This is a genomic window from Nocardia sp. NPDC004415 (genome assembly GCF_053602435.1).
In genome coordinates this window covers 1-12698 of record NZ_JBSGDP010000059.1, presented here as the reverse complement: position 1 = coordinate 12698, position 12698 = coordinate 1, and the positions used below count along the sequence as shown (strand labels likewise).

Genomic DNA, 12698 nt, shown 5'->3' with positions numbered 1-12698 from the left:
ACCGGTCACCCACCGAGACGCGGGCCCGAATCCCGGCTAGGGAATGATGGACCCGTGAGTGAAGACCGGCCCACCGACAACGCTGCCGACCCCGAGACGGGCGCGGACGCAGCGGCTCCGGCGGACGACCCCGCCCCCGACGCCGCCGAGACCACCAAACCCGCAGGTCGCCGCCGGTTGACGACGCTGCTGGCCATCGCCGTCGTGCTGTTCGGCCTCGACCTGCTGACCAAGTGCCTGGCCGTGGCCTTCATCGACCCCGGCGAATCGGTGCCGATCATCGGCGATTTCGCCCGCCTCACCCTGGTCCGCAACCCGGGCGCGGCGTTCTCGATGGCGACCGGCATGACCTGGCTGCTCACCCTGATCGCGGCCGCGGTGGTGATCGGCGTGATCCGCATCGGGTCGACGCTGCGCTCGCTGTGGTGGGCGATCGGCCTGGGCATGGTGCTCGGCGGCGCGCTGGGCAACCTGGTCGACCGGCTCTTCCGCTACCCCGGCCCGCTGCAGGGCCATGTGGTCGACTTCGTCGCCGTGGGCTGGTGGCCGGTGTTCAATGTGGCCGACTCGGCCATCGTGTGCGGCGCGATCCTGCTGGTCGCGCTCACCGTGTTCGGGTTCGAACCGGACGGCACCCGTAGTGGCCGCAAGCACACCGACGGCGAGGAGACCGCATGAGAGAGACCAGGACCATGCCTGTGCCCGACGGGCTGGACGGGATGCGGGTGGACGCGGGACTGTCGCGGCTGCTCGGGCTCTCGCGCACCGCGGTGGCGGCGCTGGCGGAGGAGGGCTCGGTGCAGCTCGACGGCGTCGCCGCGGGCAAGTCCGACCGGCTCACCGCGGGCGCCTGGCTGGAGGTGATCTTCCCCGAACCCAAGCGGGAGGTGACCGTCGAGGCCACCCCGGTGGACGGGCTGAACATCCTCTACGCCGACGACGACATCGTCGCGGTGGACAAGCCGATCGGCGTGGCCGCGCATCCCGGTGTCGGCTGGACCGGGCCGACCGTGGTCGGCGGGCTGGCGGCGATGGGCTACCGCATCTCCACCTCCGGCGCGCACGAACGCCAGGGCATCGTGCACCGCCTGGACGTGGGCACCTCCGGGGTGATGGTGGTCGCCCAATCCGAACACGCCTACACGATGCTCAAGCGCGCCTTCAAGGAACGCACGGTCGACAAGCAATACCATGCTCTCGTGCAGGGACACCCGGATCCGAGCAGCGGCACCATCGACGCGCCGATCGGGCGGGCGCGCGGCAACGACTGGAAGTTCACCGTCACCGGTGACGGCAGGCCCAGCATCACCCACTACGACACGATCGAGGCTTTCCAGGCGGCCAGCCTGCTCGACGTGCATCTCGAGACCGGCCGTACCCACCAGATCCGGGTGCACTTCTCCGCGGTCCGCCACCCCTGTGCCGGTGACCTGACCTACGGTGCCGATCCCACGCTGGCCAAACGCCTCGGCCTGGAACGGCAGTGGCTGCACGCGCGTCAGCTCGGATTCCATCATCCCGCCGACGGCCGCTGGCTGGAGATCACCAGCGAGTACCCCGCCGATCTGGCCGGCGCCCTGGACGTGCTACGCAATGCCTGACGACCCGCGGTCGTCCGATCCGGCGCCGGATGCGGCGCCGGACGACCGCGGGTCCTCCGCCGCCTGGAGCGGCGACCGGCACCGGATCGCCAAGGCCGTGATCCTCGGTGCCGCGGTGGTGGGGGCGGTGGTGCTGCTGGTGTTCGCCTTCACCGCCCCGCGCGCGACCTCGGGGGTGGCCACCGACCGGCTCGGTCCCGCACCGGGCGAACAGGTCGACGAGTACCTGAACCAGGCGCGAGCCTCCCTCGACGGCACCGATACCGATCTGCACTGGGCGCTGCTCACGCCCACCGACTACCTGACGCCCCAGCAGATCCCGGACGCGGCCGACGGCCTGCGGGTGGCCGGGGTGATCCAGTACGTGCCGATCGACCGGGTGCAGACCCCGGTGATCACCGTCGCCACCCCGGCCGGCGACGAGCCCGCCGTGAAGTCCGCCGAGGCGGCCGCGGGACTGCTCGCCGCGCAGCAGTTCCACGATCAGCGCAGCGCCGATGTCGCCCGCGTCACCGAGGCCCGGCTGCGCGCGGGGTGCGCGTGCACGGCGGGCTTGATCGTGCGCGGCACGCTACCCGAATTGCGCGAGCTGGCGGCGCAACCGGGGGTCCGGTCGGTGCAGGCGCTGCCCGCCGACGCGCTCGCCGGGCGGTTCGCGGTGAGCCCGCTCCTGCCTGGCACCACCGGCACCGTCACGCCCATACCCGACGACGGGCCGGTGCCGACGGAATAGGCGGTCGGGCCCGACCCCGCGGTACTGGACCAACGGATCTCCGGGACTGTGCGGCACCGGAATCGGTCGAGCCGCCGCATGCTCGCGGTGCGGGTCCGACGCGGACCCGCTTACCGTTCAATCCGGCAGTGTGACGACCCCGTCGAGATAACGGCGGCAGCGGCCGAGCAGCAGCACCCGGTCCTCGGCGAGTTCGGCGCGCAGGGTGCCGCCGCGGCGGGAGAGCTGGCGGGCGGTGAGGGTGGTGCGGCCCAGTTCGCGGCTCCACAGCGGGACGAGCTGGGCGTGCGCGGAACCGGTGACGGGGTCCTCGGGGACGCCGAGGCCGGGGGCGAAGAAGCGGGAGACCACGTCGACCGTGTCGCCGGGGGCGGTGAGAATCGCGCCGCGCGCCAGTGCCGGGAAGGCGCCGAGATCCGGTGTCGCGGACCGTACTTCGTCCTCGGTGGCGACCACGATCACCTCGTCCTGGCCGGTGTAGGCGCGCACGGGGGTGACGCCCAGCGCGGCCGCCAGCGCCGGATCGGGGTCGACCTGGATCGAGGCGAGGGCGGGCAGGTTCAGCACGTATTCGTCGTCGTCGGTGCGGTCGACGTGCAGCCAGCCGGAGCGGGTGTAGAAGCTGACCCGGTCGTGTTCGGGGTGCAGGTCCTCGATGATCTGGGTGGCCGAGGCGAGGGTGGCGTGACCGCACATGTCGACCTCGACGGCGGGGGTGAACCAGCGCAGGTGGAAGGCGGGCCAGTCACCGGGCGGGCCGCCCGCGGCGGGGGGTAACTCGGAGGTGTAGAACGCGGTCTCGGCGAGGTTGTTCTCCTCGGCCAGGTGTTGCAGCAGCGTGTCCGGCAGCCAGGTGGGCAGCGGCATGACCGCGGCCGGGTTGCCCGAGAACGGTGCGTCGGTGAACGCGTCGATCTGGTGCAGCAGAACCTCCATAGTGCGCAAAGGTACTCCAACACCGAATGACTGTCCGGCGCAAGGGTTCTCGAGGCGAACCCGGCCAGGTCAGCCGGGCCTCAGGCGCCCTGCGCGCCGACCGCGGGGACGAACTTGCCGCGGTTGCCGGACAGCCGCGCCTGCACCCACCACGCCAGTTCCACCAGCACGATGCCCACCGCGCCGCAGGCGAACGCGGCCAGCGTGAGCCGCGGGTTCGACGGGTCGAGCTTGAAGAACTCGCGGGTGAACGGGATGGTGAACAGCGCGAGGTAGGCCAGCACCGAGGCCGCGATCAGCACGACCTTCCACCACACGTACGGCCGGGCCACCAGGGCCAGCACCCACACCGCGATCATGATCAGCGTGATGAGCGCGGTGGTGCCCGCCTGCACCTTCTGGGTCTCCGACGCCTCGGGACCGGCGTAGGCGATGAGGTAGGCCACGAAGGTCGCCACACCGATGACGATGCCCGAGGGCACCGCCAGGCGCATCACCCGGCCCACGAACCCGGAGCGGGCGCGCTCGTTGTTGGGCGCCAGCGACAGGATGAACGCGGGGATGCCGATGGTGAACCACGCCGCGATGGTGACGTGGCGCGGCAGGAACGGATAGCCGATCGGGTCGTAACCGAAGATCTGCGAGCCCACCCCGGCCAGGCCCACCAGGAACGCCAGCAGCACCGAGTACACGGTCTTGGTGAGGAACAGGTTCGAGACGCGCTCGATATTGCCGATCACCCGGCGGCCCTCCCCCACCACGTACGGCAGGGTGGCGAACTTGTTGTCCAGCAGCACGATCTGGGCCACCGCGCGGGTGGCCGGGCTGCCCGCGCCCATGGCGACGCCGATGTCGGCGTCCTTGAGGGCCAGTACGTCGTTGACGCCGTCACCGGTCATGGCGACGGTGTGCCCGCGCGATTGCAGGGCGCCGACCATGGCGCGCTTCTGGTCGGGGCGCACGCGGCCGAAGGTGGTCTCGTGGTCGAGCACGTCGGCCAGGGCGGCCTGGTCCTCGGGGAGCTTGCGCGCGTCGACGGCGTGGTCGCCGCCGGGCAGGTCCAGCGAGGAGGCCACCGCGCCCACCGAGACGGCGTTGTCGCCGGAGATGACCTTGATCGAGACGTGCTGGCTCGCGAAGTACTCCAGGGTGCTCTTGGCGTCGGGGCGCACCTTCTGCTCGAGCACCACCAGCGCGGCGGGCGAGACGGTGCCGGGGGCGTCCGCGGCGTCGACCGGGCGGTCGCTGCGCGCCAGCAGCAGCACGCGCAGGCCCGAGGAACCGAGTTCCTCGGCGTGGGCGGCGTCGGCGGAGGCCGGGTCGAGCAGCACGTCGGGGGCGCCGAGCAGCCAGTCGCCGTGGTCGCCGTAGGAGATGCCGCTCCACTTCTTGGCCGAGGAGAACGGCGCGACGGCGGTCTGCGTCCAGCCCGGGGTGTCGGGCAGGGCTTCGCCGATGGCCTGGATGCTCGCGTTGGGGCGGGGGTCGTCGCCCGCCAGGGCGGCCAGGGCCCGCTTCACCTCGTCGGCGTCGAAGTCACCGAGCGGTTCCACCTGCGACAGGCGCATGCCGTTCTCGGTGAGGGTGCCGGTCTTGTCCGCGCACACCACATCCACGCGGGCCAGGCCCTCGATGGCGGGCAGTTCCTGCACCAGGCAGTTGCGCTTGCCCAGCCGCACCACACCGACCGCGAAGGCGATGGAGGTCATCAGCACCAGGCCCTCGGGCACCATCGGCACCAGGGCCGCGACCATGCCGGTGACGGCCGGGCGCCACGACTCCCCACTGGACACCAGCTGGTTGTAGATGCTCAGCGCGCCGGCCGGAATGAGCAGGTAGGTGATGAATTTCAGGATCTTGTCGATGCCCGAGCGCAGTTCCGAGTGCACCAGGGTGAACTTGCTGGCCTCCTCGGCCAGTTTCGCGGCGTAGGCGTCCTTGCCGACCTTGGTGGCGCGGTAGGCGCCGGAACCGGCCACCACGAAGCTGCCCGACATGACCGGCGCGCCGATGCCCTTGTCGATCGGGTCGGCCTCGCCGGTGAGCAGCGATTCGTCGACCTCGAGCGCGGAGGCTTCCTCGATCTCGCCGTCGACGACGATCTGGTCGCCGGGGCCGAGCTCGATCAGGTCGTCGAGGACCACCTCGCCCGGACTCACCTGTTGGGCCACCCCGTCGCGGCGCACCGTCGGCTTGGCCTGGCTGACGATGGCCAGCTGGTCGAGGGTGCGCTTGGCCCTGACCTCCTGGATGATGCCGACCGCGCTGTTGGCCACGATGAGCAGGCCGAACATGCCGTCGATGATCGATCCGGTGGACAGCACCAGCACGAACAGCACCCCGAGGATGGCGTTGATGCGGGTGAACACATTGGCGCGGACGATCTCGCGCACCGACCGGCTCGCTCTGGCCGGGACATCATTGGTCTGACCGTCACGACGGCGCTGTTCGACCTGTGCTGCCGTGAGCCCGGTGGCGGCAGGCTCCTGCACGGAAATGGACATGCTCGTCAGGCTACGGCAGACGTAACGTAGGACGAATGCAGCGCAGCGCCTCTCCGCCCGGTGTCGTCTTCGGTGCCGGCGCCTACCTGATCTGGGGCCTGTTCCCGGCGTTCTTCGGACTGCTCGCGTTCGCCTCGGCGGCCGAAGTGGTGGCGCAGCGGATCATCTGGACGCTGGTGGTGGTGCTGCTGGTGCTCGCGCTGAGCGGGCGGCTGCGCGAGCTGGCGCGGATCGACGCGCGGACCTGGCGGCTGGCCGCGGCCGCGTCGGCGGCGATCTCGATCAACTGGGGCACCTATGTGTACGGCGTGATCAGCGGGCACGTGGTGGAGTGCGCGCTGGGGTATTTCATCAATCCGCTGGTCACCGTGGCGTTCGGGGTGGTGCTGTTCCGGGAGCGGCTGACCAGGGCGCAGTGGGTGGCGCTGGGGCTGGGCGCGCTGGCGGTGGTGGTGCTGACCGTCGACTACGGCAGGCCGCCGGTGATCGCGCTGGTGCTGGCGTGTTCGTTCGCCGTCTACGGGCTGGTGAAGAAGGTGATCCGGCTCGACGCGCTGCGCGGGATCGCCGCCGAGGGCATCGTCGCGGCGCCGTTCGCGCTGGCCTTCGTGATCGTGCTGGTGGCGACCGGGCGCAGCGAATTCGCTTCCGGTGCGGGACATTCGGCCCTGATGATGGCGACCGGCCCGGTGACGCTGGTCCCGCTGCTGCTGTTCGCCGTGGCGGCCCAGCGGGTGCCGCTGTCGACCATGGGCATCCTGCAGTACCTCACGCCCGCCCTGCAGATGGCGTGGGGCGTGGCGGTGATGCACGAACCGATGCCGGCCTCGCGGTGGATCGGGTTCGCGCTCATCTGGGCCGGGCTGGCGGTGTTCACCACCGATGCCGTGGTGCGCTCGCGGGAGCGTCGGCGGACGACCGCCGAGCAGATCGGCGCGGCCGTGCCGAAGGGGTGACGCGCGTTGCGCCCGTCGACACGGCGCCTGCGAAGGGCTGGGGTGCACAGCCGGATCGCCTTCGGGCGCTCAACCCAGCGGTGAATATTCCCAGGTCAGACCCTGTTCGGCGAGGGTGGGCAGGAAGTCGCCGTCGAACGGGGTGCTGCGTTCGATGCTGTGGGCGAGGTCGGCGAGCAGGGCGCCGAGCGAGCGCCAGCCGGGTGGGGACATGTCGGCGGTGTCCTTGCCGAACTCGGTGACGCAGCCGCGCAGCGGTCCGGGGCGGGTGTCGCAGACCAGCATGGTGCCGTCGCGTTCGGCGATCGGCACGAACTCCGGGACGAACCGGCCCGCTTCCGAACTCGCCGGGGCGGTCTCGCCCGCGGTGGTCGTGCCGGGTTCCCCGGCGGTGAGCTCGCACCAGATCGCGCACTGCAGGTCGTGCAGCTCGAGCATCTGTTCCAGGCTCAGCAGGGTCATGCCGGGTAGCAGGTCGGCGGGGCCGCCGCCGTTGTGCAGGGTGAACCATTCGCGCAGCTCCGCGGGCCAGCGCACGCCGGTGCCCGCTTCGGCGCGGTCGACGGCGAGCGTGCCCGCGCCGGTGCTGGCCAGGCTCGGCCAGACCTCGCGGGCGCAGCGGTTCATGACGACTCGCCACAGCCGTTCCCACTGGCCGGTGACGGGGACGGCGGGCGTCTCCGAGACCGGCTCGCGCTGCGGAGCCGCGTCCGAGACCCGGTCGTGCACCGGAGCCGTGTCCGAGGCAGGTTCGTGTTGCGGTGCCGTACCCGCGGCCGGTGGGTGCCGGGGTGCCGTGCTCGGCGCCGGGGTGGGGTCGGGGTGGCGTCCGATGACGGTGCGGCCGCCGGAGTAGACGCGCAGGTCGAAGGTGTCGTCGTGTTTCAGGGTGTGGACCGGTTCGTCGGCGGCCGTGGGCCAGAGCTGGAGCCGGATGTGGACGTCGGCGCGGGCGCGGTCTCGACCGCGGGCGCTGACCGCGATGCCGTGCGGGCCCGTCGGCAGGGAGAGGAGGTGGTCGATCTCCGGTGGGCGCACGGTGGACAGTGTGGTGCGGGTGAGGGTGGCCTCGGGCGGCAGGTCGATCGTGCCGGTCTCGACCGTCTCCCAGTCGTCGAGGTCGGTGAGATCCGGTGCGGTGCCGCGGATCTCGAGGTCGAGCTCGATGACGCCGTAGGTCCAGCCGATCCACAGGCACCCGTTCTCGTTACCGAGGTGGTCGCGGTACACGGCCAGCAGGGTGCCGGGTCCGCCGGTGTCGACGACGGGTGCGTAGGGGTAGGCGGCGGGCGCGAAGTAGAGCTCCGGATGGCTCAGTTCGATGATGTGCCTGCTGCGCTGCGCCACGGTGACGTCCTCCTTCGGCTGATCGGATACCCCCACTGTGGCGGGTCGCGGCGCGCCGACCCGCCACGACGCGCCGGGCGGCGACGCGTCGTCGGGCGTGGGTGCGAAATCGCGGGCGCGCACATGCCGACCGGTAGGCTTGCGGGTCGGACAATCGACGTGTTGTCGCCCGGGAGGAGCAGGTCTGTGCAGGGTTCGGGGTTCTCTGATCGGGTGGCCGGGGTGCTGGTCGGTGGCGCGGCCGGGGATGCGCTGGGGGCGGGCTACGAGTTCACGCGGCCGGGGCCGGACGCCGAGATCGGGATGATCGGGGGCGGGCCGTTCGACTGGGCGCCCGGGGAGTGGACCGACGACACCTCCATGGCCCTGGCGGTCGCCCTGGCCTCGGTGCACGGGCCCGGTCTCGATCTCGACGCGGTGGCGGCCGGATTCGTGGCGTGGTTCGATTCCAAGCCCCCGGACATCGGGAACCAGACACATCAGGTGCTCTCGGCACGGTCGCCCTCGGCGCTGGCCATGCAGACGGTGGCGCTGTCGCTGACCGGGCGCACCGGCGGCAACGGCTCGCTCATGCGGACCGCGCCGGTCGCGCTGGCCTATCTCGACGACGCCGAGGGCTGTATCGCGGCGGCCGGGCGGGTGGGGCTGCTCACCCACGCCGACGAGCACGCGGTCGAGGCGTGCAAGCTGTGGACCTACGCGATCCGGCACGCGGTGCTGTCGGCCGATTTCGGTGGGGTGCGCGAATACGTGGCCCGCTCACCACAATCCGCGTACTGGACCGAACGCCTCGACGAGGCCGAGCACGGCACCCCCGCCGACTTCCCGAACAACGGCTGGGTCGTGCACGCCTTGCAGACCGCGTGGTGGGCCATCACCACCACCGACCAGTCCACCCCCGAGCACCTGCCGCTGGCCCTCCGGGCGTGTGTGCGCGCGGGCAACGACACCGACACCACCGCCGCCATCGCGGGCGGCCTGCTCGGTGCCCGCTGGGGCGCCTCGGCGGTCCCGGCCGAGTGGCGCGCGATGCTGCACGGCTACCCCGGCCTCACCGGCGCCGACCTCCCCGACCTCGCCCTGCGCATCGCCACCAGCTCCCGCTGACCCGGGCGCGCGGGCGCTACCAGACGGTGATGGTGGGGCCGGGAGTCCAGGTGCCCCAGCGGTTGTCGGAGCGGACGTCGACGGCGGCACGCCCGGCGGTGGGGTCGAGCGGCAGGTAGCGCTCGAGGGAGCCCCAGTCGCGGTCCCAGTCGTTGTTCAGGTAGGTCGGCAGGGTGCGGGCGGTGAACAGCAGCTGGGTCCAGCCGAGCGGGCCGCCGCCGTCGTGGCCCTGCCACAGGTTGGTGATGGTGGCGCCGTTGCGGTCGGGCAGGATGCGGTATTCGGGCAGCTCGGCGATGCCGTTGTAGGTGGGCAGGTGGTTCTGGCACGGGAAGTGCAGGCCCACCGCCCAATCCAGCAGGACCGGGGACTCGCGGCCGACGAGGGCGTTGAGCGTGGTGGTCCGCGGCACGCGCGGCGGGGTCACCGCGAGCCACTGGTCGGCGCCGAGGTCCTTGTCGGCGGCGACCAGGCGCACCACGTTCGCGTCGGCGGGGAGCTGGTCGAGCGGGACGCGCAGGTTGCGCCAGATGGGCGCGGGGCCGATGTCGATCGGGTCGACCCGGCCCGCCACGGTGACCTCGTCGCCGGGTCCGGCGGTGCCGTATTCGACGGCCAGGTCCTGGCCGGGATGGACGATGCCGTCGGCGTCGACCGAGCGGATGCGGCCCGCCACCGCGATCGCCAGCAGCGGCCCGCGCGGGCCCTCGGGCAGCCGGAACCAGCCGGTGGTCAGCGACGCGGGTTCCTGGTCGCCGGCCCGGTAGCTGCCGAGCACCGGGGTGCTCGCCGGGTCGAGACCGAACGGGAGCTGCAGCGAGCCCTGACGCGATTCCGAACCCGCCGAGGTGGACGCGTCGCGCAGGGTATCGGGGTCGTCGGAGACCGAATTGGCCTGGCCGGTGGTCGATTCCACCTCGTCGGAGGTGAGCACCGGGGCGACGCCGTCGGCGCGGAAACCGGTCGACTCGCCGGTGAGCGCGGTGGTGACGTCACCGCGCAGCGGCGAGAGCATCGAGGCGTTCGGGTCGGTTTCGACCAGCACCTCGTCGGCCATCCCGCAGCCACCGGCGAAGGCGGCCCGGAAGTTGGAGCTCGCCAGCGAATACGCCGGATACTGCGCGACACTCGCTTTCGCGAAGGAGGCCAGTTCGAACAGCACCATCATGGCTGCGGCGACGGCCAGCACGGGCAGTCCGGCGAGCCGGGTCGCGCGCGGCTTGGGGTTCGGGTGGATGTGGTACCAGGCGGCCACGGCCAGGGCGAGCACGGTCAGCGCGACGAACGCGGTCGACAGCCCGTATCCGGCGACCGTCGGCGGCTTGTCCCACCACGGGATGCCCCACGAGGACACATACCAGTAGCCGTTGGCGCCGACGAAGGTCATGGCCAGGGCGAAGAACACCGCCGCGGCGAACAGCGCCCGGTTGCGCAGCGGCCGCAGCACTTCCGAGCTCACCGCGACCGCGGTCACCGCGGCGACACAGGTGGCCAGCCCCGCGAACACACCGAACTGGTGGGTCCACTTGGTGGGCGAGAACATCATCAGCGCCATGGCGGCCACGGTGATGCCGAGCATGCGCCGGGTCGGGCCCACCGCGATGCCGGGGATGCGCCCGCCGCGACGCAGCAGGGTGACGGTGCAGACCAGCAGACCCAGCAGCATGACGAACACGCCGAAGCGGCGGGTCAGCCAGCCGTCGGCATTGAGCTGCAACAGGTACTGGTAGCGCAGGAATTCGAAGAACCAGGACTCGCCCGGCCCGATGCCGCTGTGCACGGCGAACATCTCGCGCACCCCGGCCAGGGTCCGGTCCGCGAACACGACGGTGAGCACCATGGTGCCCGCCGCCAGGATCGGCAGCAGCTGGGCGAGGTAGCCCACGGTCTGCGCACGACGCACGATCACCGCGGTCACCACGCGGGCGCCGGCGACCAGGGCGCCCAGGCAGATCAGGCCCGAGGGCGCGCCGGTGAGGGTGAACGCCGCCACGATCACCGCGACCGCGAACGGCAGCACCCGCCGGGTCGCGATGGCCCGCTCGACCGACACCCACGTGACCAGCACACCCAGCGCGACCACGAATTCCGCGCGCAGGCCGTTGTTGTAGGGCAGCCAGAAGGCCAGGAACACCAGGGCCGCGGTCCAGGTGACCACCTTCCGGTGCCGCATCGCCACTCCGAGGCGGGGCAGCACCTCGCGGCTGATCAGCCACCAGGTGAGGATGCCCGCGCCGAGTGCGGGCAGGCGCACCAGCGGGCTCACCGCGGAAATGTGGGTGAGCCAGCCGATGATGTCGGTGTAGGGGGTGTAGAAGGGTCCCTCGTCGACGCTGAACCAGCGGTAGTAGTTCGACATGTTGCCCGAACTGCGCGCGCCCCTGGCCATGCCGAGGATGTAGCCGTCGTCGGAGGTGTTGGCGCCGATGAAATGCCAGACGACGAGGGTCGCGAAGACCAGCCAGTCGACCGGGCGCAGGCGCCACCAGCGCTGCGGCAGGAAGCGGCGCGCCGAGCGGCCGTCGAGCGCGTCGAGGCGGTGCAGGGCGTAGAGCGACAGCGCCGTGGCCAGCAGGCACAGCGCGATGACGGCCAGCTTGGGCCAGGTGGGCGAGGTGGTGTAGCGGGCGTCGACGTCGACGCGCACCGCCAGGTCGGCCGGGGCGGCACCGGTCAGCTCGCTGAACACGCCGACGACCTGCGGCCGCCGATCCCCCGGCACCGTCGCGCCGGACGCGCCGAAACCGGTGGTGGTGACCACGGACTCGTCCGGCGTGAGCGAGACGGACACGGCGCAGGAACGATCAATGGTCTCGGCCAGCGGTGCGGTCCACAGCAGCGTCGAGCGCGAGACCACATCCACCCGCCCCGGCCGCTCGTCGGTGTCGGCGACGACCTTCACGACGAACCCGTAGCGTTCCATATCGGCCGACTGCCGCGGCACCGTGGAGACGGCGACACCGCCCTCGGCGGCCAGCGAACTCAGCGCACTACACGGCACGGTCGCCGACAGCGCGGCAGGCGCGTAGGCCACCAACGGAGCCTCGACCCCCGCGACCGCCCCCTGCTGCGGCCAGGACACGGTCGCCGCGTCCACCCGTACCGGCAGGAACGGAATGGCCACCGCCGCCAACACCGCGATCAGCCCCGCGACGATCGCGACGATCCGCGCCCATCCCCCGCGAACTCCCCCGCCGTCCGCCGCCGAAGCATCCTTGGGCGGATGCCCCTGCCGCACGATCGTCTCTACCACGGGGCCCGATAGTAGCCGCGCCCCGAACTCCCTCCCCCTCCGGCCGAACACCGGCCTTCCGGCCGCAGCCGAACCGCCACGACCGCACTACCGACCCCGCACGCCCCGACCCTGAGGAGGGGCCGCCGCGCAGCGGCGGTTCGCGGCGGGTCGCCGGGGGGGGGGCGCGGGGGGGGGGGGGAAGGGGGAAGCCCCCGGGGCGGGCCGCCGGGCCCCCCGGGCGCCCCAGACCACGCGCCCCCCCGCCCCAGAAGAATGCCA

Annotated in this window: 9 protein-coding genes; 5 read left to right on the top strand and 4 right to left on the bottom strand. The window is 72.0% G+C overall.

Features of this window, described 5'->3' with window-relative positions; translation table 11 throughout:
- Nucleotides 1-54 precede the first annotated feature (54 nt).
- The 3 genes from lspA to ACWEMY_RS23425 are packed head-to-tail and all read left to right on the top strand — an operon-like array spanning nt 55 to nt 2334.
- Entirely contained in the window at nt 55-678 is a 624-nt protein-coding gene (gene lspA / locus ACWEMY_RS23435; RefSeq protein ID WP_375937838.1) for a signal peptidase II, read from the top strand.
- Nucleotides 675-1601 (top strand): RluA family pseudouridine synthase, encoded by a 927-nt coding sequence (locus tag ACWEMY_RS23430; RefSeq protein ID WP_375937835.1) that lies wholly within the window; start codon nt 675-677, stop codon nt 1599-1601. Before lspA ends, ACWEMY_RS23430 begins: the two co-directional genes overlap by 4 nt.
- Nucleotides 1594-2334: a hypothetical protein gene (locus ACWEMY_RS23425; protein ID WP_452391748.1), complete on the top strand. Its 741-nt coding sequence runs from the start codon at nt 1594-1596 to the stop codon at nt 2332-2334. Before ACWEMY_RS23430 ends, ACWEMY_RS23425 begins: the two co-directional genes overlap by 8 nt.
- A 117-nt stretch (nt 2335-2451) precedes the next feature.
- Here ACWEMY_RS23425 and ACWEMY_RS23420 read toward each other — a convergent pair whose 3' ends face one another.
- Together ACWEMY_RS23420 and ACWEMY_RS23415 are read right to left on the bottom strand one after the other, a co-directional pair.
- Entirely contained in the window at nt 2452-3270 is an 819-nt protein-coding gene (locus tag ACWEMY_RS23420; RefSeq protein WP_452391747.1) for a PhzF family phenazine biosynthesis protein, read from the bottom strand.
- Nucleotides 3271-3350: 80 nt separating this feature from the next.
- A complete protein-coding gene (locus ACWEMY_RS23415; RefSeq protein WP_452391746.1) occupies nt 3351-5774 on the bottom strand; it encodes a cation-translocating P-type ATPase in 2424 nt (807 codons plus the stop codon).
- A gap of 35 nt (nt 5775-5809) precedes the next feature.
- On the opposite strand from ACWEMY_RS23415, the gene rarD reads away from it, so the two are divergent.
- A complete protein-coding gene (gene rarD, locus ACWEMY_RS23410; RefSeq protein WP_452391745.1) occupies nt 5810-6730 on the top strand; it encodes an EamA family transporter RarD in 921 nt (306 codons plus the stop codon).
- Nucleotides 6731-6799: 69 nt separating this feature from the next.
- Here rarD and ACWEMY_RS23405 read toward each other — a convergent pair whose 3' ends face one another.
- Nucleotides 6800-8200, bottom strand: a complete 1401-nt coding sequence (locus ACWEMY_RS23405) for an SMI1/KNR4 family protein (protein WP_452391744.1) — start codon at nt 8198-8200, stop codon at nt 6800-6802.
- Nucleotides 8201-8263: 63 nt separating this feature from the next.
- Here ACWEMY_RS23405 and ACWEMY_RS23400 point away from each other — a divergent pair, with 63 nt between their 5' ends.
- Nucleotides 8264-9184: an ADP-ribosylglycohydrolase family protein gene (locus tag ACWEMY_RS23400; protein ID WP_452391743.1), complete on the top strand. Its 921-nt coding sequence runs from the start codon at nt 8264-8266 to the stop codon at nt 9182-9184.
- Between the two features lie 16 nt (nt 9185-9200).
- Here ACWEMY_RS23400 and ACWEMY_RS23395 read toward each other — a convergent pair whose 3' ends face one another.
- Nucleotides 9201-12437, bottom strand: coding sequence for an arabinosyltransferase domain-containing protein (locus ACWEMY_RS23395; RefSeq protein WP_452391742.1), 3237 nt, complete (start codon nt 12435-12437; stop codon nt 9201-9203).
- Nucleotides 12438-12698 lie beyond the last annotated feature (261 nt).